Here is a 21,922-nt window from a genome sequence, read left to right as displayed (position 1 = left end):
TATCCCGATTAATATCAGTCAATGGTGACTTGAAAGGTGATGGTGCGCGTCTGCCCACCGGGAACGGTGCCCAGGGACACTGCAATTTCGCTGCCGTCGAAGGATCCGGCGTCGCCGTCGCCTGGAGCGTCGCCCAGTGGCGCGCCTTCCAGCGTGATGCTTTCGGCATTATATGTAGTGTCTGCTGGAATATCGTCGGTGATTGAGAGATTGACTAGATTGCCGGTACCGACGGTCGTTGCGACCAGTTGATAGACGATCACAGCGCCGGGTACGGCTTCCGTTCCGCCAAAAGGATCGGTGATGGTCGCGCTTTTGACCAGCGTCACTTCCGCTGATTGTATCGCGAAAAAGCCGCTGGCTTCGTCATCCGCTCCGGTTGAGCCAACGACGGCATCGCCACCACCATCGCCCTGACCGGCGAATACGTCGCCTGGCGTTCCGTTGCCGGTGACGGCTACAGCAGAAAGCTCGATTTCAGCGCGATCCGCGTCACTGACCGACGCCGGAATGCTGGAAAGAATGAAAACCGTGACGCTTTCATCGGGGGCCAGAACCGGATCATTGGTTCCGGGCGTGTAAATCGTATCAACGCCTGGATCATAGACCCCGTTGTTGTTCGTATCGAGAATGATCTGTTCAAAAGTTGTGTCGAATTCGTCGCCCGGCTTTGCTGTGTCGGCTGACAAAGTGAAGGCTTCTGAGCCGTTCCCGGTATTGGTGACCTGATAGGTAAGCACCTGTGCGGTCAATCCCGGGGATGTGACAACATCGCCCGGATCGCTGGATACGACGGTAACGTCCAGCAATTCATCGACCTTGATCGTTACGATATTGGAATCGATTACAACCGGAGGGCCGCCTCCAGGTGCATCAAATGAGGCTTGCGCCACGTTGATAATATCTGTTCCGGCTACCGTACCAGCAGAATGAGCTGCTGTTGAAGCCATTGCGAGGGATGCTGTGCCAACCGCAAGCGCCAAATGGCGGCTGACGGTTAGACCCGCAAATGAAAGCGATGATCGCTCGCAATTCTGTGTTCGTGCATATTTCATGCCGTTCATATGGAGAAGAAAGGCAAATATTTCGTAAACGGACGCGAAATGACGCCATGAAAAATTATAGGTTCAAAAGACCAGAAAACTGCCAAATAGTCTGGTTAATTAAGCAATTGTTTCGCTGTGGTTAACCCAATGATAACCGTAACCAGTTGTAACAAATGTAATATGAATTCACTTTTGAGAAAAACTGGCGTTGGAAGAGGCTTGACGGCGCGCCTGCTGTTTTGAGCCCCAAATTGGGCCCGAAACCGAATTATGTAGGATAATCGAAAGAGTGTTGTTGACAGGGATGCAGCGCTCTTATACTTGCGCTGCTCAACCGCCATTGCAGGCGCATATGCGGGTGTAGCTCAGTTGGTTAGAGCGCCGGCCTGTCACGCCGGAGGTCGCGAGTTCAAGTCTCGTCACTCGCGCCATTTCCCTTGTTTTCTGGGAGATGGCGCAAAGCCCCCGAATTCATCCAAGTCAGCAAAGGTCGGACGGGGAAAATCCATCCGATTCCCAGAATCACATATGCGGGCATCTGTAGCCAGAAGTTTAGCCCGCTAAGCTGATCGATGATATTTACGGCAATGCCGCACCATAGCAGAATCAATATTAGCAGCAGGATTATCCCAGCTGGCTTTCTCCAGCTCGGTTGATCTTGTAAGTTTTTATCAGTTTCTGCGGTCATGGCGTCATCCTAAGTCATTCAATTATTTCACATTCTGTAACGATCATATGCAGGGGTACATCATGCGCTTCGGTGGGTATGTCACTGGCTTCCTGCACCGACCAAGCAAGCCCAATGCGAGGTATATCGGGATGTTTTTCAAAGATTCGGTCATAATATCCGCCTCCCTGGCCCAGTCGTTTCATCGAGCGATCAAAAGCCACAAGCGGTGCAATGATCACATCCGGATCGACCAATGGGCATGTTTCGTCAGGTTCAGGGATATCTTTGAAGCCGGAGACCAGCATGTCCGTGCCCGCAACCAATCGAAACTCTAGAGAATCACCCTCTGTTACCCGGGGCAATGCTATTTTGACCCCAATTTCGGTCAAATATTCGATTATTCGTTCAGTGGGAGCCTCGGATCCTACGCTTCGATAGAGCGCAACAATTTGAACGGGTTCGATCAGGCGGGCGAGCGGGGAGGGAGGCCGACGGAAAGACAAGTTGCGACTGGCAATATCCAGCTGGCCAACAAAGGCATCTCGTCGCCTTCTATATTCTTCGCGTAATCTCTTCTTATTGTCACGTAAGCTATTCAAAAATTGTGCTTTCTTTGGAAAAGTGACGGGACCATCTTGGTCGTTTTCCGGAAAATCCTCTGACGCCTATTACGTCAGGTGGGCGCCATATGCATCGGACCCGGCATCAAAAATGCCCGCAATCCGTACAGGGACAGCTCCCTTGAATGTTATATCGCCTCAGGGATGTTCGCTTTCTAGCTCGTGCCAGACAGTACCCGTCAAAACCCATCTAGGCGTCATGCATCAGTTACTCAAGGCTGTTTGCCAGTTGTTCCGCGCGATCTGCTAGTTTTTCCAAGGCTGCAATTGCCTGCTGATCCAGTGGATCGGGTTGGGCAGGGGGCTTGGCTCCGGCCGGTTGACTGGCTGTCGATTTGGCAGCGTGCAGCTCGTCGGCGAGCAAAAGCGAAGTGAATAAGAGCATCCGGCTTTCCGTCAATCCCGTTGGATCGCCGGAATCCCGTGCCTTTTCATCAACCATGGCTGCGAGTTTGGTAAGATGGGATTCTTCGCCGTCCTGACAAGTAACAGTGAAGGCTCGTCCGCCGATTTCAAGAGTCATTTGGGCCATATTAGTGCTCCTGCCGGGCGATCAGGCCGTCTATTGTCTGGATTGCCTGCTTCATCTCCACTTTCAGCGCCTCGTGGCGCGCCTGCAATGCAGGGTCGACCTCGTCCTTGGTTGCACTTTTTGCCAATTCTATGCGGCTGAGCGCGCGTTCAATGCGGCCTATCGCAAGGATGACTTGTTCATTGTCCATGAGCGTTTTCCATAGCTTGCTTCCAACAGGTAAGTTCCTGTCTTTCCTTGCTATCAATCTATTCCACTGTCGTAAACATAAGATCGGGAAAAGCGAACCTTGACGCCGCGTGGCTGGGCCATCAAAGGAGGAGGCAAAATAGCGAATCGCAGCATATTGTTGCGTTTTTCATACGCGCCAACCCCGGGGGAAAAGACCAGTCATGACTGTTACCGAAAAGAACATGGCAAACGCCATAAGAGCGCTTTCCATGGATGCGGTGCAAGCAGCCAATAGTGGCCATCCAGGCATGCCTATGGGCATGGCGGACGCAGCGACGGTGCTGTTTAGCGATTTCTTGAAATATGACCCGGAAGCGCCGAAATGGGCGGATCGCGATCGGTTTGTATTGTCAGCCGGCCATGGCTCAATGTTGATCTATTCGCTGCTCCATCTTACCGGATATGCACGCCCTACGCTGCAGGATATCAAGGATTTCCGTCAGATTAGTTCACCTTGTGCCGGCCACCCTGAAAATTTCAAGCTGGAAGGCGTTGAAACGACAACCGGACCGCTGGGACAGGGTTTTGCCACCGCAGTCGGCATGGCGGTTGCCGAGCGTCATCTAAATGCTTTGTTCGGCGACGATCTGGTTGACCATAAAACCTGGGTGATTGCCGGTGACGGCTGTCTGATGGAAGGGATCAACCACGAAGCGGTTGGTCTAGCGGGGCATTTGGGGCTCGGAAGACTTAATGTTCTTTGGGATGATAACGGTATAACTATCGATGGTGGAACGGAATTATCGACAAGCGAAGATATTCCTGCCCGCTATAGAGCCTCTGGTTGGCATGTTGTTTCCTGCGATGGACATGATTTCGACGATATTCGCAAGGCACTCAGCGAAGCGGAAGCTGATCCAAGGCCTTCTTTGATCGCTTGCAAGACTGTGATTGGCTATGGTGCTCCGACCAAGCAGGGTACCTCTGCAACCCATGGCGCACCGCTTGGTGATGACGAGATTGCCGGCACCCGTGCAGCTTTGGGTTGGGACCATAAACCCTTTATAATTCCAGAGGATATATTGACGTCATGGCGTCAAATAGGGGCAAAGGGGGCGGCTGCTAGAGCGGAATGGACCCAGCGGTTGAACGGACATGCACAAGCCAGTGAATTTGAACGGCGCATGGCTGGAGAGCTGCCGGACGATAGTGCCATGCAAAACTATCTGGAAGGCCTGGCGAAAGATCCACCGAAGGTCGCGACGCGCAAGGCATCCGAAATGGCTCTCGGAGCGATTACCGAGGCGTTGCCCGAGATGCTCGGCGGAAGCGCCGATTTAACCGGTTCAAACAATACGAAGACGCCTTCGACCGCGCCATTGAGCAAAGATGACTATTCTGGCCGCTATATCTATTATGGTATCCGTGAATTCGGAATGGCCGCAGCAATGAACGGCATGGCCTTGCATGGCGGGGTCATTCCTTATGGCGGTACATTCCTGGTCTTCACCGACTATTGTCGCGGTGCGATGCGCCTTTCTGCGATCCAGAACGCGCGCGTGGTGTATGTGATGACTCATGACAGCATTGGTCTCGGCGAAGACGGGCCTACCCATCAACCTGTTGAGCATGTCCAGAGCCTTCGTCTCATGCCGAACATGACCGTGTTCCGGCCCGCCGACGCGATTGAAACCGCAGAGTGCTGGGCGCTCGCTTTGAAGAACAAAACTGGCCCTTCGACCCTTGCTTTGACCCGCCAGGGGCTCCCGCCCATCCGCCATGACGTCAGCGTAAACCTTTGTGAAAAAGGCGGTTATCGTGTGAAAAATGCGTCTGGTAAGAAACAGGTAACAATTGTTGCCACGGGTTCTGAAGTGTCGCTCGCCATGGATGTTGCAGCAAAATTAGAAGCCGCCGGGCACGGAGCCGATGTTGTTTCGATGCCCTGTACCGAATTGTTCGATGCCCAATCAGATGCGTATAAAGCAGATATATTGGGCGGCGATGATATTCTGCGGGTTTCTATAGAAGCCGGTACAACATTCGGTTGGGAGCGCTATACCGGTCTGAACGGGCTTCGTTTCGGGATCGACAGTTTCGGAGCTTCTGCGCCGATTGGTGATCTTTTCGCGCATTTCGGGCTGACCGCAGATGCAATCACCCCGCAGATAATAGAAAAAATCGGCTAAAAAGAGCCACTTATTTGAATTCAAAGGAGCAATATCGATGACAAAAGTAGCAATTAACGGATTTGGCCGCATCGGCCGTCTCGTAGCCCGGGCGATCCTCGAGCGCGATGATGATGATTTTGAACTGGTCGTCATCAACGATCTCGCGGATGCAGACGCCAATGCGCTGCTGTTCGGCTATGACAGTGTCCACGGTCGTTTTCCTGGTGAAGTGTCAGCGCATGGTGATCACATCATGGTCAATGGTAAGAAAGTAGCCGTGACCTCTGAACGCAATCCTGGTGACTTGCCACATGCTGAAATGGGCATCGATATCGTTCTGGAGTGCACCGGATTTTTCCAATCCAAAGATGCTGCGCAGCCACATATTGATGCTGGCGCAAAACGCGTTTTGATCTCCGCACCTGCAAAAGGTGATTTGAAAACGGTCGTATATGGAGTCAATCACGATGTCTTGACGTCATCCGATGTCATTGTTTCTAATGCATCTTGTACGACAAACTGCCTGGCACCCATTGCCAAGGTGCTGCAAGATACCGTCGGCATCGAGCGCGGTTTCATGACCACGATCCACAGCTATACCAATGACCAACGGATCCTCGACCAGATGCACAGTGACATGCGTCGTGCTCGCGCCGGAGCGGCCAACATGATCCCGACGACCACTGGTGCTGCTCGCGCTGTCGGCTTGGTATTGCCAGAGTTGAACGGCAAGCTAGATGGTTCATCCGTGCGGGTGCCAACACCGAATGTCAGTCTTGTGGACCTGGTCATCACGCCAAGCCGCGATACAACGGTTGAAGAAATCAACGGAGCGCTCAAAGCCGCGGCTGACGGTCCTATGAACGGCGTGTTGGTCTTTGAAGATAAGCCGCTGGTATCAAGCGACTTTAATCATCAACCGGCAAGCAGTTCGGTCGATAGCCTAGAAACAACGGTGATGGACGGCAAGCTTGTCCGGGTCGTTAGCTGGTATGACAATGAATGGGGCTTTTCAAACCGGATGATTGATACTGCCAAGGTAATGGCAAGCTTTCTTTGATTCGTAAGGGTTCTCAATAATGTCCGGTAACAACTTTAAAACGCTTGATGAAATTGGTGAAGTTCAAGGAAAGCGCGGCTTGATCCGCGTTGATTTGAACGTGCCGATGGCGGATGGCAAAGTGAGCGACAATACGCGGCTTGAAGCGTTGTTGCCGACGGTGACCGAATTGGCGGAAAAGGGTGCGAAGCTGCTCTTGCTCGCCCATTTCGGTCGTCCAAAAGGGGAATATATGCCGGAATATTCCTTGGAGCCTGTGGTAGCGCCTTTGGCTGCGGTTCTGGGGCGTGACGTCGGTTTCATGCAGCGTCCTGACAATGACGCGATTGCAGCCTTGCCCGACGGCAGCATCACCGTGATCGAGAATAGCCGTTTTGCAGCGGGTGAAGAGAAAAATGATCCGGGCATGGCCAAGGCGATTGCGTCTTTTGGTGACTTTTACGTCAATGACGCCTTTTCGGCCGCCCACCGGGCGCATGTAACAACCGAAGGCATTGCCCACCATCTGCCGGCTTATGCGGGCCGCTCGATGGAACGTGAACTCACCGCCCTGGACAAGGCGCTCGGGGATCCCGAACATCCCGTCGCCGCTGTTGTGGGTGGTGCTAAAGTTTCTAGTAAACTCGATGTGTTACGGCAGATGGTTGAGAAAGTAGATCATCTAATTATCGGTGGTGGCATGGCCAATACATTCTTGGCGGCGCGGGGCGTGAATGTCGGAAAGTCTCTGTGCGAGCATGATCTGGCGGATACCGCAAATGCTATATTGGAGGCGGCGGACAAGGCCAATTGCACAGTGCATCTGCCTTATGACGTGGTGGTGGCCAAGGAATTCGCCCCCAATCCACCGACCCGGACGGTGAATGTCCACGAGGTTGCAGCCGATGAAATGATCCTCGATATCGGTCCGGCAGCGGTCGAGGCTCTGTCCGACGTCCTGAAGACCTGTAAAACTCTGGTTTGGAATGGTCCATTGGGCGCGTTTGAAACGCCGCCCTTCGATCTGGCGACCGTCGCTTTGGCACAAACGGCGGCTGCTTTGACCAAAGAAGGACAGTTGCTTTCTGTTGCTGGGGGTGGTGATACGGTCGCCGCACTCAACCATGCCGGTGTAGCAGATGATTTTAGTTTTGTATCGACCGCGGGCGGCGCTTTCCTGGAATGGATGGAAGGCAAAGTCTTGCCCGGCGTCGAAGCATTGAAACGAACCAATTGAAAATTTAATAGGAATCCAAAAATGGCCAATAGCGAAATGATGAACAAGATTGAAAACGGGCAGGGCTTTATTGCCGCGCTGGATCAGAGCGGTGGCTCGACGCCGAAAGCGCTCGCGGGCTACGGTATTGGCGAAGATTCCTTTTCCAACGACGACGAGATGTTCGGGCTGATCCACAAGATGCGTAGCCGCATCATCACCGCGCCCAGCTTTGGCAATGGCAAGATCATCGGTGCGATCCTGTTCGAAAAAACCATGAACGGTGAAGCAGGCGGCAAGCCCGTTCCTGAAGCCTTGTGGGATCGCGGTGTTGTGCCTTTCCTGAAAGTCGACAAGGGACTGGCCGACGAAGAAAATGGTGTTCAGCTGATGAAGCCGATCCCTGACCTTGATGATCAATGCCAGCATGCGGTCTCCAAAGGCATGTTCGGCACCAAGATGCGGTCGGTCATCAACAAGGCCAATGCAGAAGGCATTGCCGCCAATGTCGCGCAACAATTCGCCTTCGGCAAACAGATATTGGCCAATGGCCTGGTTCCGATCATCGAACCGGAAGTGAATATCAAAAGCGACGAGCGCGCGGAATGCGACAAAATTCTCCTCGGCGAACTGACCAAGCAACTGGATGCACTGGCGGATGACCAGCGGGTGATGCTGAAACTTTCTATCCCGGTCGAATCCAATCTCTACGCATCGCTGATCGACCATCCGAAAGTTGTTCGACTGGTGGCGCTGTCCGGCGGCTATTCAACCGATGATGCTTGTGAACAGCTGACCAAAAACAACGGCATGATCGCAAGCTTCAGCCGCGGATTGTTGCAAGATGTGCGCGTTTCGCAAAGCGACGAGGAATTTGACTCCGTGCTCGGCACCGCGATCGACCAGATCTATCGGGCTTCCATCGCCTAGGGCGCCCTATCAAGGAACCTATTTTGCAAGATACAGATCCGCGCTGGTCCGATGTTGATGATTATATCGTCGAGCATCTGATCGGCGAGGATCCTGCGCAGGATGCTTGTTTGGCCGCCAATCTGGCCGCCGGCCTGCCATCGATAGATGTCTCGATCGCGCAAGGCCGGATGCTGGAACTGCTGGCGCGTTCCATTCGGGCCCAGAACATTCTCGAAATCGGGACATTGGGCGGATTTTCGGCAATTTGTTTGGCGCGCGGCCTGGCTGCTGACGGACAATTGGTCACGTTGGAGCTGGAACCCAGCTATGCGGAGGTTGCCCGTCAGAATATTCAAAATGCCGGGCAAGGCGACAAGGTCGAGATTCTCGTCGGAGCGGCAATCGGGTCGCTGGAAACCCTGTTGGACCAGGGCGGAAGGCCGTTTGACCTAGTGTTTGTCGATGCGGATAAGGAAAATTATGCCGCTTATCTGGACTATGCGATACAATTGGCTCGCCCGGGGGCGATGCTGATATTCGACAATGTCGTGCGCAAGGGCGGCGTGATCGATCCGGATAGCGACGATCCGAAAGTGCCCGGCACACGCAGTTTATATGAGGCTCTTAAAAATCACCCGAACGTGGACGCCACGGCTATTCAAACCGTCGGCTCTAAAAAATGGGATGGTTTCCTGATGGCAGTCGTCAGGGAAGGATGAACAAATATGCATGATATTCCCTGCCAACTCTATCTGATTTCCCCACTGGAGACCGGTGGTGACTTTCCAAATCAATTGAGAAATGCTCTTGCCGCGGGGCCGGTTGCCGCGTTTCAGTTCCGCGTGAAAGACGTCAATCCAGAGCAAGCGGCCGAGCTTGCCGCGCCGCTGAAAGTCATATGTGACGAATTTGACGTCGCATTCATCGTCAATGACGATATTGCTCTGGCCAAGCAAATTGGGGCGGATGGCGTTCATCTCGGACAAAGCGACGAAAATTTGAAGAATGCGCGGGCGGAACTCGGTCTGGATGTGCAGATCGGTATCACTTGTCATGATAGCCGCCATCTCGCGATGGAAGCGGGCGAGGGTGGCGCAAATTATGTGGCTTTTGGTGCTTTCTTCCCGACCAAGACCAAGGAGACGCACCACAAGCCGGAACTGGACATATTGGAATGGTGGTCAGCGATGATGGAAATTCCCTGTGTCGCCATAGGCGGGGTCACGCCGGAAAATTGTCAGCCCCTCATTGATGCCGGTGCAGACTTTCTGGCGGTCAGTGGCGCGGTCTGGCATGATTCTGACGGGGCAGCCCAGGCGGTCCGCAAATTTGCTGCCAAGTTAGACGTGGGCGAGAAGTCCTAGGAAGAACTGCGCGTTTTACCAATATTGGACGCCAGATATTGCGCGGCGAAGCGGCTGGCAGATGGCGGAGAGAAATGGGGCATTTGTTCCATGTCACGCAAATAGCCCTCAGTCGGCTTGAACGCTTGGATTTTCCTGTCGTCAATTGAATAGCCAAACAAGCCGGAGGCAATGACCTTGCCCTTATGCGGTCTCGTATTCTTACCTAAGCGTTGGGACGGTTTGATTTCTGTCTGTACCATGATCTTCTATTAGCCGCAGGCCGATTCGGCGTATTGTACAGAAAAGACTTGTGCACGATCGCGCAGGCTTTTGGAGTCACTGGGCTTGCCTATTATCGGCCAGCAGATTACAGCGCCGGTCAATCAAGCAATCTATCAAGCGAGACTAGCGATGAAAATCAGCGGTGTAGATATCCGTCCCGGCAACATATTGGATTATGAAAGCGGTCTTTGGAAGGTTGCCAAAATCCAGCACACCCAGCCTGGCAAGGGCGGAGCGTATATGCAGGTCGAGATGAAAAATCTCGTAGACGGACGCAAGACAAATGTTCGTTTTCGCAGCGCAGACACGATCGAGAAAGTCCATCTGGATACGAAGACCTTTCAGTATCTTTTCGCAGACGGCGATATGCTGACCTTCATGGATAAAGAAAATTACGAACAGATCACATTGCCTGCCGACTTGCTCGGCGACGCGGTAGAGTTCCTGCAGGATGGCATGGATGTGCAATTGGAACTATATGAAGAAAAGCCAATTTCCGTGCAATTGCCCGATCATATTGAGGCAGAAATTGTAGAGGCTGACGGCGTGGTAAAAGGCCAGACGGCGTCATCCAGCTACAAACCTGCTGTTCTAGACAATGGCGTCCGCATCATGGTGCCGCCTTTTATTTCGGCCGGAACCCGTGTCATTGTCGATGTCTATGCCCGCGAGTATGTCGGCAAGAAGTAAATATGAAAATCTCCCGTTCCGTTCACGGAATGGGTAGGGGTGGGCAGGACTATGTGCTCGCCCGCTCTTTGAAAAATAGATAGACCCACCCCCAGCCCCTCCCGTAAACAGGAGGGGGGAGACAATTAAATGCCAGCACATTCCGCCCTTATCACCGTCATGGAACGCGCCGCGCGCAAGGCCGGATCGCGTCTGCGCCGGGACTTTGGTGAAGTAGAGCATCTTCAGGTTTCCAAAAAGGGGCCTGCGGACTTTGTATCCAAAGCGGATATGCGCGCGGAACGGATTCTCTATGACGAGTTGCTGAAGGTTCGTCCGGGTTGGGGCTTTGTTCTAGAAGAAGGCGGGATGATCGAAGGTGAGGAAGGCAAGCCGCGCTGGATCATCGATCCGCTCGACGGCACGACCAATTTTCTTCACGGAATCCCCCATTTTGCGATTTCTATCGCTGTTCAAGAGCGCACGCTTGATGGTCGCGGCTGGGGCAAGATTACCAGTGGCTTGATCTACGAACCGCTCAACGACCAGACCTGGTGGGCGGAAATGGACAAGGGGGCATGGCTTGGTGAAAGGCGCTTGCGGGTATCTGCACGGCGTGATCTTTCGGAATCCGTGATTGCCACAGGCATTCCCTTCAAAGGCCATGGCGATCTTGGCGAATGGGCAAGAATTTTTGGTGCCGTGGCACCGCAAGTGGCCGGTATCCGCCGCAACGGCTCGGCTGCCTTAGATATGGCTTGGCTTGCCGCCGGCCGTTATGACGGTTTCTGGGAAGCGGGCTTGAAAGTTTGGGATGTTGCGGCTGGCATTTTGATGGTTCGGGAAGCCGGTGGCTTTGTCACCGATTATACGGGCGGCGACCAACCAATTGGTCAGGGCGAAATATTGGCCTCGAACGAGGCATTGCACAGCAAGTTGCACCGGATATTGGCTAAGTCTCTCCTATAAGCGCGAATAGCTTGCAAATTGGGTTAAATTTAAGCCAATTCGTCCTTGCGGCATGCGGAACCACTGCCTAAAAGCGGCTCGAATATTAGCGAAACGAGTCTTCAGTGATCGATCTTTCCGAATATGCACCGATATTTTTGTTCCTGTTCGTGGCCGCAGGCTTGTCCACGGCATTCGTGTTCTTGCCAATGGGCGTGTCGCGATTGACCGGAACCCATAACCCGAGCGCGGAAAAGCTCTCGGAATATGAGTGCGGGTTTCCCGCGTTTGAAGATAGCCGCAGTCAATTTGACGTGCGTTTCTATCTAGTGGCAATCCTGTTCATCATTTTCGATCTAGAAGCAGCCTTTCTGTTTCCTTGGGCCGTGTCGCTCGATCAAACCGCATGGTTGGGGTGGGGCTCTATGATGGTCTTCCTTCTGATCCTGACGGTTGGCTTTATCTACGAATGGAAAATGGGAGCACTGGAGTGGGATTAGAGGCTAATACCAGTGGTTCGGCTATATTGAATGCCGACGGCACGCCTATGCGTCCCGATACCCAGCCCGACGAGGCGTTTTTCAAGGACCTGAATTCGGAAGTGAACGACAAGGGTTTTCTTGTCACATCAACCGAAGACCTGTTTAATTGGGCGCGGACCGGTTCCTTGTGGTGGATGACCTTTGGTCTGGCCTGTTGCGCGGTCGAAATGATCCACGTCAATATGCCGCGCTACGACATGGAGCGCTTTGGTGCTGCGCCGCGCGCAAGCCCGCGTCAGTCGGATGTCATGATCGTGGCGGGTACGCTCTGCAACAAAATGGCGCCGGCGTTGCGCAAGGTCTATGACCAGATGTCTGATCCGAAATATGTGATCTCGATGGGTAGCTGCGCCAATGGCGGCGGCTATTATCACTATAGCTATTCCGTCGTTCGGGGTTGTGACCGGATCGTTCCTGTCGATATCTATGTGCCGGGATGTCCGCCAACCGCCGAAGCTTTGCTTTATGGCGTGATGCAGTTGCAGCGGAAGATCCGTCGCACCGGGACGTTCGAGCGCTAATATGGGACATAGTGCACCAATTATCTCCAGCAACGAAGGCGTTGCTGATGCGCTCGGCAAGGCTATTGGCGCTGCCCTGATCGACACGGTCGAGGCTTATGGCGAAATTAGTTTTACGGTCGAGCGCAAGAAGCTTGCGACGGTTTTGGACAAGCTACGCGACAAGCATGAATATCAGCAACTGGTGGAAATCGCCGGCGTCGATTATCCGGACCGGCCTGAACGGTTTGAAGTTTGCTACCATTTACTCAGCCTGACCAAGAACCACCGTATCCGGGTCAAGGTTACGACCGATGAGGATAACGCCGTGCCGAGCGTCACCCATATCTGGGAAGTCGCTGGTTGGCTCGAGCGCGAAGTGTTCGACATGTATGGTGTGCTGTTTGACGGGAATACGGATTTGCGCCGGATTTTGACCGACTATGGTTTTCAGGGCCATCCGTTCCGCAAGGATTTTCCGCTGACCGGCTATGTCGAGATGCGCTATTCCGAAGAAGCCAAGCGGGTTGTTTACGAGCCAGTGAAATTGGCACAGGATTTCCGCAGTTTCGATTTCATGTCCCCTTGGGAAGGTGCAGATTATATCCTGCCGGGTGACGAGAAAAGTGAAGAGGGAGACGCGAAATGAGCGACTATCTCGACGAAATGGACCATATCGCTGACGGGGCTGACCCGACGGTTGGTGATCTGGAAATTCAGAATTTCACGATCAACTTCGGTCCCCAGCATCCCGCAGCCCACGGCGTGCTGCGTATGGTGATGGAGCTGGATGGCGAAGTGGTCGAGCGCGTCGATCCACATATCGGTCTGCTCCACCGTGGCACCGAAAAGTTGATCGAACATAAGACCTATTTGCAGGCCTTGCCCTATTTTGACCGGCTCGACTATTGTTCGCCGCTGGCCATGGAGCATAGCTATGTGTTGGCGATCGAGAAATTGCTCGATCTCGAAGTGCCATTGCGCGGCCAATATCTGCGCGTGCTCTTTGCCGAACTGACCCGCATTTGTAATCACATGCTCAACATCGGTGCCCATGTCATGGATGTTGGCGCCATGACGCCAAATATCTGGGTGTTTGAAATTCGCGAGCAGTGCCTCGAGTTTTTTGAACGCGCCAGCGGCGCCCGCATGCACAGCGCCTGGTTCCGGCCCGGCGGCGTGCATCAGGATGTGCCGTTGAAGCTGCTCACCGATATTGCCGACTGGCTGGATGAATTTCCGGTCTTGTTCGACGACGCGATGAGCCTTGTTGTTGGCAACCGTATCTTCAAGCAGCGCAATGTCGATATCGCCACCGTGTCGCAGGATGATGCGATCCGCTGGGGATTTTCCGGTCCCGTATTGCGCGGCAGCGGCGTTGCCTGGGATCTACGCAAGTCGCAGCCTTATGATGTTTATGACCGGATGGATTTTGAAGTCCCGGTCGGCACCAAGGGCGACTGCTATGACCGGTTCATGGTGCGGGTCGAGGAAGTGCGGCAGTCCGCACGGATCATGCGCCAGTGCCTGAATGAAATGCCCGATGGACCTGTTGCCTCCACCGACCGCAAGATCGTTCCGCCGAAACGCGGCGAGATGAAGCAGTCGATGGAAGCTTTGATCCATCACTTCAAGCTCTACACCGAGGGCTTTCACGTTCCCGCCGGCGAAGTCTATGTCGGCACCGAAAGCCCCAAAGGTGAATTTGGCGTTTATCTGGTGAGCGATGGCAGCAACAAGCCTTATCGCTGCAAAATCCGCCCGACCGCCTTCTCGCATCTGCAGGCGATGGATTTCATGACCAAAGGCCATATGCTGCCGGACGCCACCGCTATTTTGGGTGCGATTGATGTCGTGTTTGGAGAATGTGACCGATAATGGCTGAAGCACCTACAATTCCCGACGAAATCGAAACGCGCGCCAAATGGGGTGATTTTGCGTTTACGCCTGCGAATGAGAAGCTCGCGAAATGGCAGATTGCGAAATATCCTGCTGGCCGTCAGAAATCGGCGGTTATGGCGCTGCTCGATCTTGCCCAGCGGCAGGTTGGAGCGGACACGAAAACCCAAGGTTGGCTGCCGGTTCCGGTGATCGAATATGTCGCTGCCTATCTCGATATGCCCTATATGCGGGCCTATGAAGTGGCCAGCTTCTACACCATGTATAATCTCGCGCCGGTTGGCCGTTTCCATGTGCAGGTTTGCGGCACCACGCCCTGCATGTTGCGCGGTAGCGACGATGTGATGGCAGCCTGCAAGAACAAAGGCCTGAACAAAGGCAAGACAACGCCGGACGGCCTGTTCACGCTGACCGAAGTCGAATGTATGGGCAATTGCTCCAACGCACCGATGGTCCAGATTAACGACGACAATTACGAAGATCTCGATTTTGATATCATGACGGGCATTCTCGAAGATCTCGCGGCGGACAAGAAAATCAAAGTCGGTTCGCAAATCGGACGCCAGACCAGCGAGCCTGTTGGTCCATCCACCAGTCTGGATGAAATGGTCAACGCCAATCACGATTACCGGAAAGAGTGGTGATGCCATGCAAGTCGACGGATATGCAGGCTGGATCGGACTTGCCGTTGTCATCATTGGCATCGCGGGCGGTCTCTGGGGCCGACGGAGGAAAAAATAATGGCATTTGATTTCCTTCAGGACAAAGATCGCATTTTCACCAATGTCTATGGCTTTCAATCCTATGATTTGAAGGCCGCACAGCATCGCGGTGACTGGGACAAGACTGTCGATATTATAAAGCTCGGCAATGACAAGATTATCGAGGAAATGAAGGCCAGCGGCCTGCGCGGACGCGGCGGGGCAGGTTTTCCAACCGGTCTCAAATGGTCGTTCATGCCGAAAGAAGCGCCTCTGGACAGCCAGGGCAATCCACGGCCAAGCTTTCTCGTCATCAACGCCGATGAATCAGAGCCCGGCAGTTGCAAGGACCGTGAAATCCTACGCAATGATCCGCATAAGCTGATCGAAGGCGCGCTGATCGCCGGTTTCGCGATGCGCGCGCGCGCCGCCTATATCTACATTCGCGGCGAATATATCATGGAAGCGAAAGTCATGGAGGCGGCGGTTGCCGAAGCCTATGACGCGGGTCTGATCGGCAAGAATGCCGCCAAATCCGGCTATGATTTCGATGTCTTCGTCCACCGGGGCGCTGGCGCCTATATCTGCGGCGAAGAAACCGCGATGATCGAAAGTCTCGAAGGCAAAAAAGGCCAGCCACGGCTGAAGCCACCATTTCCGGCCGGTGCAGGCCTTTATGGTTGCCCGACGACGGTGAACAATGTTGAATCAATCGCGGTAGTCCCGACGATCATGCGGCGCGGCGCGAGTTGGTTCGCCAGCTTTGGCCGCGAAGGCAATCATGGCACGAAGCTCTTCCAAGTCTCCGGACATGTTGAAAAGCCAGCCGTGTTTGAAGAAGCCATGTCGATCCCGTTCAAGGATATGATCGAGAAACATTGCGGCGGCATCACCGGTGGGTGGGACAATCTGCTGGCGGTCATTCCGGGCGGTTCGTCGGTGCCTTTGGTTCCGGCGGAGCAGATCATGGACGCGCCTATGGACTTTGACGGTCTGAAAGACGTGGGTTCCGGCCTTGGTACGGCAGCAGTCATCGTGATGGACAAGTCCACCGACATCGTTCGCGCTATTTCGCGGCTCAGCTATTTCTACAAGCACGAAAGCTGCGGCCAGTGCACGCCATGTCGCGAAGGCACAGGCTGGATGTGGCGTGTGATGGAAAAAATGCGCGATGGCGACGCGGAAATCGGCGACATCGACACGCTTTATGAAGTCACCAAACAGGTCGAAGGCCACACCATCTGCGCGCTCGGCGATGCAGCGGCTTGGCCGATCCAAGGGCTGATCCGGCATTTCCGTCCAGAAATGGAGCGGCGGATAAACGAAAACAAAGGCGCAGAAGTGCTGGAGGCGGCAGAGTGAAGATTTTGTCTGGAGCAGTTTTTGGGATTTTGATTACATTTCTTTTTCCCAACGTAATCGAGGCCAAAGTTGGCGATAAGAATTGGGCGATTTGCGTATGGGACAGTGCGCCCCAGTCGGCAGAGGCCTGGGTTAAGCTGACTCCTCCTACATGGCGAAGCGACTTTGCAGACAAGTCGGTGGTTTTAGGGCACCGGATATTTGCGATTTGTAATGACGTTTCTGCAAAAGAATTGTCGCCCAACAAAGAGCCAAAATGGAAATCGCTTTCAAAACGGTTATCCAGATTGAGACCGGATCAAGTACCAAACGAACCCTCATCTGATCTTCAGGTGCTTCGATGCTCCAGTTCGATGTTGGACGAGGAAGGTGAAAAGCGCACTTTTTTAGTTGATATTGTGAAACGGAATGCAGCAGGAGACGATCTTGTAGTGCATCAGCAGTACTTTGATTACCTTTCTCAAATCGACAAGGTTGTGCGGATACCTCAGGGCCTTCGTATTGTTCCGAAGGATAAGGGCGAGGTGACTAGAGATTGCCAAGTAATCAATCCCGATGGGAGTCTCTCTGATGCCTAAAGTCACCGTAGATGGTATCGAACTGGAAGTCCCACAGGGCGCGACTGTGCTGCAGGCTGCTGAGCTTGCGGGCAAGGAAATTCCGCGTTTCTGCTATCATGAGCGTCTGAGTATCGCCGGCAACTGCCGCATGTGTCTGGTCGAGGTAAAGCCTGGACCACCAAAGCCGCAAGCGAGTTGTGCTTTGCCCGCTGCCGAAGGGCAAGAAATCCGCACCGACAGCGCGATGGTCAAAAAGGCCCGCGAAGGGGTGATGGAATTTCTGTTGATCAACCACCCGCTCGATTGCCCGATTTGCGATCAGGGCGGCGAATGCGATTTGCAGGACCAGAGCGTTGCTTATGGCAAGGGCGGATCGCGCTACGAAGAGAATAAACGCGCGGTTACCGAGAAATATATGGGACCGATCGTCAAGACGACCATGACCCGCTGCATTCACTGCACCCGCTGTGTCCGGTTCAGCGAAGAAGTCGCCGGCGTTGAAGAAATTGGCGCTATCGGCCGCGGCGAAGGGATGGAGATCACCTCTTATCTCGAAGGCGCAGTGCACAGCGAACTCAGCGGCAATGTTGTTGATCTTTGCCCCGTGGGCGCTTTGACCAGCAAGCCTTATGCATTTGAAGCACGTCCTTGGGAATTGACTAAGACACTCGGCATCGACGTGATGGACGGTGTTGGCACCAATATCCGTATCGATAGCCGTGGCCGTGAAGTGCTGCGCGCTTTGCCACGCGTGAATGATGACGTGAATGAAGAATGGGCGACCGACAAAACGCGCCATGCCGTAGATGGCCTGATGAAGCGCCGTCTCGACAAGCCTTATCTGCGCAAGAACGGCAAGCTGGAAGAGGCTAGCTGGAACGAAGCGTTTCAGGCTATCGCCGACGTGAAAGCAGGGAGCTCCGTGGCTGCCATCGCCGGTGATCTGGTGGATTGCGAAACGATGTACGCGGCGAAGAAGCTGCTCAAATCGATGAAATCGGATATGTTGGAAGGGCGCCAGACCGGCCTTTCCTATGATGTTTCCAATCTTGCCTCTGTGAATTTCAATTCGACCATCGCCGGTATCGAAGAAGCGGATGTGATCCTGCTGGTTTCGACCAACCCGCGCTGGGAAGCTTCTTTGGTCAACACCCGTATCCGCAAAGCGGTCCGCAAGGGCGGCGCTAAAGTATTCGGCATCGGTCCGGAAACCGACCAGACCTATCCGGTGGAATGGCTGGGTGATGATATGGGCTTGTTAACAAAGCTACCCAAAGCGGTCGCCGATGCGTTGAAAGGCGCGGAAAAGCCCGCGATCATTCTTGGCGGCGGAGCGTTGAGCATAGAGGGCGCGCATGGCGCGACTCTGAAGCTGGTGACCAAATATAAGTTGGTTCGTGACGGTTGGAATGGTTTCAATGTCCTGCATATCGGTGCTTCGCGCACCGGCGGTCTGATGCTCGGCTATGCTTATGACGGCGGCATCAAGGCGATTGCGGCAAAGAAGCCGAAATTGCTCTTCGCTCTTGGCGCGGACGAAATGAACTACGAAGCGTTCAGCGATAGCTTCAAAGTCTTTGTCGGTCACCACGGCGATGCCGGCGCCCATGCGGCAGACGTCATCTTGCCTGCGGCGGCCTATACCGAGAAAAACGGCACCTATGTCAATCTGGAAGGCCGTGTGCAGCGTTCGAACAAGGCGATTTTTGCGCCGGGCGATGCGCGCGAAGACTGGAGCATATTGCGGGCCTTGTCCGATGTGATGGCTAAGAAACTGCCATTTGACAGCTTTGATGAACTGCGCGCCAAAATGGCGAAGGATCATCCCGAACTGGCTGCAGAAGGCTTGGTAACGCTGGAATGGTCACCGCCAACCGGATTGCCGGACAAGCCAAAAGGGCAGGGAGTTCTTCCGGTCAAGGATTTCTACCTGACCAATAGCATCGCCCGTGCGAGTGCTACGATGCAGCGCTGTTCTGCCGAATTGCTGCACGCCGATGACGAGTTGATGGAGGCGGCAGAATGATCAGTGTTTTGATAGTCGCCGCCGCTATTCTATTGTCATTGATTGGCTTCTATTTGATTGTCCGTGCCTCAATCTGGCTGTCAGATAGAAAATATAAGCGGTTCACGAAGCTAAAACGAATGGGCGGCGCTGTCGGAACGTCAGGACCAGTATATAGCTCATACGGCCTTGGCGAGACAGATATCGGCGGCGATTGCGGCGGAGGAGGCGACTGATGACCGAATTTCTCCAATCCACTTTCCTCGGCGCCGAGCTAGGCTGGCTTGTCGGCACGCTGTCCCTGATCCTCTTGATCGCACTGCCGCTAATGCTGGCCGTTGCGATGATCATCTATGTCGACCGGAAAATCTGGGCAGCGATGGCGCTGCGCAAAGGGCCCAATGTGGTTGGGCCATTCGGTCTGCTGCAGAGTTTCGCCGATGGTTTGAAAGTGTTCCTTCAGGAAACGATCATTCCGTCGAGCGCCAATAAGGGGCTGTTCCTGCTGGCGCCGATCATCACCTTCACCGTAGCTTTGCTGGCCTGGGCAGTTATCCCATTTGGCGATGGCATGGTGCTCGCCAATATCAATATCGGCCTGCTCTACATTCTCGCGATCAGCTCGCTGGGTGTCTATGGCGTGGTGATTGCCGGTTGGGCAAGTAACTCTAAATACCCGTTTTTCTCCGCAATGCGCGCCGCCGCACAGATGATCAGCTATGAAGTCTCGATTGGCTTCATCCTGATTTCCGTGGTGCTGTTTGCCGGTACGTTCAATCTGTCCGAAATCGTTCTTTCGCAAGAAGGCCATATTTTCGGAATGATCAACGCCTATGGCGCGAACCCGCTGTTGTTCCCGATGGCCGTCGTGTTCCTGATCGCTTCGATGGCGGAAACCGCGCGGCATCCGTTCGACCTGACCGAAGCGGAGAGCGAGCTGGTTGCCGGTTACCAGACTGAATATAGTTCCATGTCCTTCGCTCTGTTCTGGCTTGGCGAATATGCCAATATCCTGCTGATGTGCGCGCTGAATGCGATCCTCTTCTGGGGTGGCTGGTTGCCGCCGCTGGACGTCGACTGGATTCCCTGGTTCGATATTCCGGGCATCTTCTGGCTGTTTGGCAAGATGTTCTTTTTCTTCTTCATCTTCAGCTGGGTGATGGCGACGGTGCCACGCTACCGTTATGACCAATTGATGCGCCTGGGCTGGAAGATATTCCTGCCGCTCAGTCTGATCTGGGTCGTGCTGGTCAGCGGATATGTGATGATAGACAAGTTTGGATTGCCGCTATGAGTATCGCACAACATATCAAGGCCTTCACTCTTTGGGAGTTTATCGGCGCCCATGCTCTGACGCTGAAATATTTCTTCAAGAAGAAGAAAACGATCAACTATCCTTACGAGAAAAATCCTATTTCTCCGCGGTTCCGGGGTGAACATGCTTTGCGCCGCTATCCCAACGGGGAAGAACGCTGCATCGCGTGCAAGCTGTGTGAAGCGGTTTGTCCGGCGCAAGCGATTACGATTGAAGCCGAGCCGCGCGAAGACGGTTCGCGCCGCACCACGCGCTATGACATTGACATGACAAAGTGCATCTACTGCGGCTTCTGCCAAGAGGCTTGCCCGGTTGATGCGGTCGTCGAGGGACCGAATTTTGAATATGCGACGGAAACGCGCGAAGAACTGATTTACGACAAATCGAAGCTGCTGGAAAATGGCGACAAATGGGAGCGGGCAATCGCGGCAAATCTTGCCGCCGATGCGCCCTATCGTTAAGGCGCTGTGATGATTCAACGGGGGTTAAACGAAACGCAATAATGCAAATATTTGCTTTCTATCTATTCGCATCCATCGTGCTTGCCAGCGGTGCTTTCTGCATCTTCTCGCGCAACCCGGTGCATAGTGTTTTGTGGCTGATCCTGGCGTTTTTCAACGCTGCGGGTCTGATGTTGCTGGTCGGTGCCGAGTTTATCGCAGCGCTGCTGGTGATCGTCTATGTCGGCGCGGTGGCGGTGTTGTTCCTGTTCGTGGTGATGATGCTCGACATTGATTTCGCTGAATTGCGCGCCGGTTTCATGAAGAACCTGCCGCTTGGTCTGTTGTTGGCCCTCGTGTTGGTCGTCGAAATTATCTTTGGTGTCGGTGCCTGGCAGTCGGCCGGCATGGGAGAGGCGACGGCAGCGGTCGGCATTGCCGAAGGCGCGCCATCCAATATCGAACAGCTGGGCGCTTTGCTTTATACCAAATATATATTCCTGTTCGAGGCTGCGGGCTTGATCCTGCTGGTCGCTATGGTCGGCGCCATTGTGCTGACGCATCGTCAGCGCGCTGGCGTGAGACAGCAGAAAATTGCCGATCAGGTCGCTCGCCGTCCCGAAGACGCAACCCGCAATACACAGCCCGAAGTTGGTAAAGGGGTCGAGCTATGATCGGTATTGAACATTATCTCGTCGTCAGCTCGATCCTGTTTGTGATGGGCATGCTCGGCATATTTCTGAACCGCAAGAATATCATCATCATCCTGATGGCGATTGAATTGATCCTGCTGGCTGTGAACCTCAACTTTGTAGCGTTCAGCTCCTTTTTGGGTGACATGACGGGGCAGGTGTTCGCGATGTTCATTTTGACCGTTGCGGCAGGTGAGGCGGCTATCGGGCTTGCCATACTCGTGATTTATTTCCGTCAGCGCGGCACCATTGCCGTCGATGATGTCAACCGGATGAAGGGATAA

The 21,922-nt window shown here is 53.9% G+C and carries 26 protein-coding genes, 1 tRNA gene and 1 pseudogene; 22 read left to right on the top strand and 6 right to left on the bottom strand.

Translation table 11 applies throughout. The features are described from left to right. Positions 1 to 14 precede the first annotated feature (14 nt). Positions 15 to 1,064 carry a hypothetical protein gene (locus ABJV08_RS13330; RefSeq protein ID WP_348039766.1) on the bottom strand — a complete coding sequence of 350 codons (1,050 nt, stop codon included), beginning with the start codon at positions 1,062 to 1,064 and terminating at the stop codon, positions 15 to 17. 336 nt (positions 1,065 to 1,400) lie between these two features. Here ABJV08_RS13330 and ABJV08_RS13325 point away from each other — a divergent pair. Then, positions 1,401 to 1,477, top strand: a tRNA-Asp gene (locus tag ABJV08_RS13325). Here the strand turns inward: ABJV08_RS13325 and ABJV08_RS13320 are convergent. The 4 genes from ABJV08_RS13320 to ABJV08_RS13305 all read right to left on the bottom strand — a co-directional run bounded on the left by ABJV08_RS13320 (position 1,456) and on the right by ABJV08_RS13305 (position 3,058). Then, a complete protein-coding gene (locus ABJV08_RS13320) occupies positions 1,456 to 1,734 on the bottom strand; it encodes a DUF2842 domain-containing protein (RefSeq protein ID WP_348039767.1) in 279 nt (92 codons plus the stop codon). The two genes, ABJV08_RS13325 and ABJV08_RS13320, sit on opposite strands and share 22 nt — an antisense overlap. Before the next feature lie 14 nt (positions 1,735 to 1,748). Next, a complete protein-coding gene (locus tag ABJV08_RS13315; RefSeq protein WP_348039768.1) occupies positions 1,749 to 2,315 on the bottom strand; it encodes a 5-formyltetrahydrofolate cyclo-ligase in 567 nt (188 codons plus the stop codon). A 229-nt stretch (positions 2,316 to 2,544) separates the two neighbouring features. Beyond that, complete coding sequence (locus ABJV08_RS13310; RefSeq protein WP_348039769.1) at positions 2,545 to 2,868, bottom strand: cell division protein ZapA; 324 nt, start codon at positions 2,866 to 2,868, stop codon at positions 2,545 to 2,547. A gap of 1 nt (position 2,869) precedes the next feature. Then, positions 2,870 to 3,058 (bottom strand): hypothetical protein, encoded by a 189-nt coding sequence (locus tag ABJV08_RS13305; protein WP_348039770.1) that lies wholly within the window; start codon positions 3,056 to 3,058, stop codon positions 2,870 to 2,872. A 202-nt stretch (positions 3,059 to 3,260) separates the two neighbouring features. Between ABJV08_RS13305 and tkt the strand changes: the two genes are divergently transcribed. The 6 genes from tkt to thiE are packed head-to-tail and all read left to right on the top strand — an operon-like array spanning position 3,261 to position 9,741. After that, a complete protein-coding gene (tkt, locus tag ABJV08_RS13300) occupies positions 3,261 to 5,228 on the top strand; it encodes a transketolase (protein WP_348039771.1) in 1,968 nt (655 codons plus the stop codon). A gap of 37 nt (positions 5,229 to 5,265) precedes the next feature. After that, positions 5,266 to 6,270, top strand: a complete 1,005-nt coding sequence (gene gap, locus ABJV08_RS13295) for a type I glyceraldehyde-3-phosphate dehydrogenase (protein WP_348039772.1) — start codon at positions 5,266 to 5,268, stop codon at positions 6,268 to 6,270. A 19-nt stretch (positions 6,271 to 6,289) separates the two neighbouring features. Continuing rightward, positions 6,290 to 7,486, top strand: coding sequence for a phosphoglycerate kinase (locus tag ABJV08_RS13290; RefSeq protein WP_348039773.1), 1,197 nt, complete (start codon positions 6,290 to 6,292; stop codon positions 7,484 to 7,486). A 21-nt stretch (positions 7,487 to 7,507) separates the two neighbouring features. Continuing rightward, positions 7,508 to 8,395: a fructose bisphosphate aldolase gene (locus ABJV08_RS13285; protein WP_348039774.1), complete on the top strand. Its 888-nt coding sequence runs from the start codon at positions 7,508 to 7,510 to the stop codon at positions 8,393 to 8,395. A gap of 23 nt (positions 8,396 to 8,418) precedes the next feature. After that, on the top strand, positions 8,419 to 9,096 hold the full coding sequence (locus tag ABJV08_RS13280; protein WP_348039775.1) for an O-methyltransferase: 678 nt from the start codon (positions 8,419 to 8,421) through the stop codon (positions 9,094 to 9,096). 6 nt (positions 9,097 to 9,102) lie between these two features. Then, positions 9,103 to 9,741, top strand: coding sequence for a thiamine phosphate synthase (gene thiE / locus ABJV08_RS13275; protein ID WP_348039776.1), 639 nt, complete (start codon positions 9,103 to 9,105; stop codon positions 9,739 to 9,741). Here thiE and ABJV08_RS13270 read toward each other — a convergent pair. After that, the gene (locus tag ABJV08_RS13270) at positions 9,738 to 9,983 is read right to left on the bottom strand and encodes a hypothetical protein (RefSeq protein WP_348039777.1); all 246 of its coding nucleotides are present in this window, start codon (positions 9,981 to 9,983) and stop codon (positions 9,738 to 9,740) included. The genes thiE and ABJV08_RS13270 overlap by 4 nt on opposite strands. 151 nt (positions 9,984 to 10,134) lie before the next feature. Here ABJV08_RS13270 and efp point away from each other — a divergent pair, with 151 nt between their 5' ends. The 15 genes and pseudogenes from efp to nuoK all read left to right on the top strand — a co-directional run bounded on the left by efp (position 10,135) and on the right by nuoK (position 21,922). Next, positions 10,135 to 10,695 carry an elongation factor P gene (efp, locus tag ABJV08_RS13265; RefSeq protein WP_348039864.1) on the top strand — a complete coding sequence of 187 codons (561 nt, stop codon included), beginning with the start codon at positions 10,135 to 10,137 and terminating at the stop codon, positions 10,693 to 10,695. A gap of 129 nt (positions 10,696 to 10,824) precedes the next feature. Continuing rightward, the gene (locus ABJV08_RS13260; RefSeq protein WP_348039778.1) at positions 10,825 to 11,643 is read left to right on the top strand and encodes an inositol monophosphatase family protein; all 819 of its coding nucleotides are present in this window, start codon (positions 10,825 to 10,827) and stop codon (positions 11,641 to 11,643) included. Between the two features lie 104 nt (positions 11,644 to 11,747). Further along, positions 11,748 to 12,122: an NADH-quinone oxidoreductase subunit A gene (gene ndhC, locus ABJV08_RS13255; RefSeq protein WP_348039779.1), complete on the top strand. Its 375-nt coding sequence runs from the start codon at positions 11,748 to 11,750 to the stop codon at positions 12,120 to 12,122. Between the two features lie 47 nt (positions 12,123 to 12,169). Next, the gene (locus tag ABJV08_RS13250; protein ID WP_348039865.1) at positions 12,170 to 12,685 is read left to right on the top strand and encodes an NADH-quinone oxidoreductase subunit B family protein; all 516 of its coding nucleotides are present in this window, start codon (positions 12,170 to 12,172) and stop codon (positions 12,683 to 12,685) included. Position 12,686: 1 nt separating this feature from the next. Further along, positions 12,687 to 13,292: pseudogene (locus ABJV08_RS13245) on the top strand (NADH-quinone oxidoreductase subunit C); the annotation flags it as partial. A 17-nt stretch (positions 13,293 to 13,309) separates the two neighbouring features. Beyond that, complete coding sequence (locus ABJV08_RS13240) at positions 13,310 to 14,542, top strand: NADH-quinone oxidoreductase subunit D (RefSeq protein ID WP_348039780.1); 1,233 nt, start codon at positions 13,310 to 13,312, stop codon at positions 14,540 to 14,542. Further along, positions 14,542 to 15,207 carry an NAD(P)H-dependent oxidoreductase subunit E gene (locus ABJV08_RS13235; RefSeq protein ID WP_348039781.1) on the top strand — a complete coding sequence of 222 codons (666 nt, stop codon included), beginning with the start codon at positions 14,542 to 14,544 and terminating at the stop codon, positions 15,205 to 15,207. The genes ABJV08_RS13240 and ABJV08_RS13235 overlap by 1 nt, the downstream gene beginning before the upstream one ends. A gap of 96 nt (positions 15,208 to 15,303) precedes the next feature. Next, positions 15,304 to 16,626 (top strand): NADH-quinone oxidoreductase subunit NuoF, encoded by a 1,323-nt coding sequence (gene nuoF, locus ABJV08_RS13230; RefSeq protein ID WP_348039782.1) that lies wholly within the window; start codon positions 15,304 to 15,306, stop codon positions 16,624 to 16,626. Further along, positions 16,623 to 17,204: a hypothetical protein gene (locus ABJV08_RS13225; RefSeq protein ID WP_348039783.1), complete on the top strand. Its 582-nt coding sequence runs from the start codon at positions 16,623 to 16,625 to the stop codon at positions 17,202 to 17,204. The genes nuoF and ABJV08_RS13225 overlap by 4 nt, the downstream gene beginning before the upstream one ends. After that, a complete protein-coding gene (gene nuoG, locus ABJV08_RS13220) occupies positions 17,197 to 19,212 on the top strand; it encodes an NADH-quinone oxidoreductase subunit NuoG (RefSeq protein ID WP_348052455.1) in 2,016 nt (671 codons plus the stop codon). Before ABJV08_RS13225 ends, nuoG begins: the two co-directional genes overlap by 8 nt. Further along, complete coding sequence (locus ABJV08_RS13215) at positions 19,209 to 19,427, top strand: hypothetical protein (RefSeq protein ID WP_348039785.1); 219 nt, start codon at positions 19,209 to 19,211, stop codon at positions 19,425 to 19,427. The genes nuoG and ABJV08_RS13215 overlap by 4 nt, the downstream gene beginning before the upstream one ends. Then, positions 19,427 to 20,485, top strand: coding sequence for an NADH-quinone oxidoreductase subunit NuoH (nuoH, locus tag ABJV08_RS13210; RefSeq protein ID WP_348039786.1), 1,059 nt, complete (start codon positions 19,427 to 19,429; stop codon positions 20,483 to 20,485). The genes ABJV08_RS13215 and nuoH overlap by 1 nt, the downstream gene beginning before the upstream one ends. Further along, entirely contained in the window at positions 20,482 to 20,967 is a 486-nt protein-coding gene (nuoI, locus tag ABJV08_RS13205) for an NADH-quinone oxidoreductase subunit NuoI (RefSeq protein ID WP_348039787.1), read from the top strand. The genes nuoH and nuoI overlap by 4 nt, the downstream gene beginning before the upstream one ends. A gap of 38 nt (positions 20,968 to 21,005) precedes the next feature. Continuing rightward, the gene (locus tag ABJV08_RS13200; RefSeq protein WP_348039866.1) at positions 21,006 to 21,620 is read left to right on the top strand and encodes an NADH-quinone oxidoreductase subunit J; all 615 of its coding nucleotides are present in this window, start codon (positions 21,006 to 21,008) and stop codon (positions 21,618 to 21,620) included. Beyond that, on the top strand, positions 21,617 to 21,922 hold the full coding sequence (gene nuoK / locus ABJV08_RS13195; protein WP_348039788.1) for an NADH-quinone oxidoreductase subunit NuoK: 306 nt from the start codon (positions 21,617 to 21,619) through the stop codon (positions 21,920 to 21,922). The genes ABJV08_RS13200 and nuoK overlap by 4 nt, the downstream gene beginning before the upstream one ends.

Origin of the sequence: Parasphingorhabdus sp. (genome assembly GCF_039982395.1) — a bacterium.
Classification (GTDB): domain Bacteria; phylum Pseudomonadota; class Alphaproteobacteria; order Sphingomonadales; family Sphingomonadaceae; genus Parasphingorhabdus.
This window is presented reverse-complemented; position numbering and strand designations above follow the sequence as displayed.

What these genes read in the sequence shown, in the direction of transcription:
- ABJV08_RS13330 (WP_348039766.1), bottom strand. Translation starts at nt 1,064, where the DNA reads ATGAACGGCATGAAATATGCACGAACACAGAATTGCGAGCGATCATCG.
- ABJV08_RS13270 (WP_348039777.1), bottom strand. Translation starts at nt 9,983, where the DNA reads ATGGTACAGACAGAAATCAAACCGTCCCAACGCTTAGGTAAGAATACG.
- ABJV08_RS13285 (WP_348039774.1), top strand. Translation starts at nt 7,508, where the DNA reads ATGGCCAATAGCGAAATGATGAACAAGATTGAAAACGGGCAGGGCTTT.
- ABJV08_RS13235 (WP_348039781.1), top strand. Translation starts at nt 14,542, where the DNA reads ATGGCTGAAGCACCTACAATTCCCGACGAAATCGAAACGCGCGCCAAA.
- efp (WP_348039864.1), top strand. Translation starts at nt 10,135, where the DNA reads ATGAAAATCAGCGGTGTAGATATCCGTCCCGGCAACATATTGGATTAT.
- nuoH (WP_348039786.1), top strand. Translation starts at nt 19,427, where the DNA reads ATGACCGAATTTCTCCAATCCACTTTCCTCGGCGCCGAGCTAGGCTGG.
- nuoF (WP_348039782.1), top strand. Translation starts at nt 15,304, where the DNA reads ATGGCATTTGATTTCCTTCAGGACAAAGATCGCATTTTCACCAATGTC.
- ABJV08_RS13290 (WP_348039773.1), top strand. Translation starts at nt 6,290, where the DNA reads ATGTCCGGTAACAACTTTAAAACGCTTGATGAAATTGGTGAAGTTCAA.
- ABJV08_RS13320 (WP_348039767.1), bottom strand. Translation starts at nt 1,734, where the DNA reads ATGACCGCAGAAACTGATAAAAACTTACAAGATCAACCGAGCTGGAGA.
- ABJV08_RS13250 (WP_348039865.1), top strand. Translation starts at nt 12,170, where the DNA reads ATGCGTCCCGATACCCAGCCCGACGAGGCGTTTTTCAAGGACCTGAAT.
- ABJV08_RS13305 (WP_348039770.1), bottom strand. Translation starts at nt 3,058, where the DNA reads ATGGACAATGAACAAGTCATCCTTGCGATAGGCCGCATTGAACGCGCG.
- ABJV08_RS13260 (WP_348039778.1), top strand. Translation starts at nt 10,825, where the DNA reads ATGCCAGCACATTCCGCCCTTATCACCGTCATGGAACGCGCCGCGCGC.
- ABJV08_RS13215 (WP_348039785.1), top strand. Translation starts at nt 19,209, where the DNA reads ATGATCAGTGTTTTGATAGTCGCCGCCGCTATTCTATTGTCATTGATT.
- ABJV08_RS13310 (WP_348039769.1), bottom strand. Translation starts at nt 2,868, where the DNA reads ATGGCCCAAATGACTCTTGAAATCGGCGGACGAGCCTTCACTGTTACT.
- gap (WP_348039772.1), top strand. Translation starts at nt 5,266, where the DNA reads ATGACAAAAGTAGCAATTAACGGATTTGGCCGCATCGGCCGTCTCGTA.
- ABJV08_RS13240 (WP_348039780.1), top strand. Translation starts at nt 13,310, where the DNA reads ATGAGCGACTATCTCGACGAAATGGACCATATCGCTGACGGGGCTGAC.
- thiE (WP_348039776.1), top strand. Translation starts at nt 9,103, where the DNA reads ATGCATGATATTCCCTGCCAACTCTATCTGATTTCCCCACTGGAGACC.
- nuoI (WP_348039787.1), top strand. Translation starts at nt 20,482, where the DNA reads ATGAGTATCGCACAACATATCAAGGCCTTCACTCTTTGGGAGTTTATC.
- nuoG (WP_348052455.1), top strand. Translation starts at nt 17,197, where the DNA reads ATGCCTAAAGTCACCGTAGATGGTATCGAACTGGAAGTCCCACAGGGC.
- tkt (WP_348039771.1), top strand. Translation starts at nt 3,261, where the DNA reads ATGACTGTTACCGAAAAGAACATGGCAAACGCCATAAGAGCGCTTTCC.
- nuoK (WP_348039788.1), top strand. Translation starts at nt 21,617, where the DNA reads ATGATCGGTATTGAACATTATCTCGTCGTCAGCTCGATCCTGTTTGTG.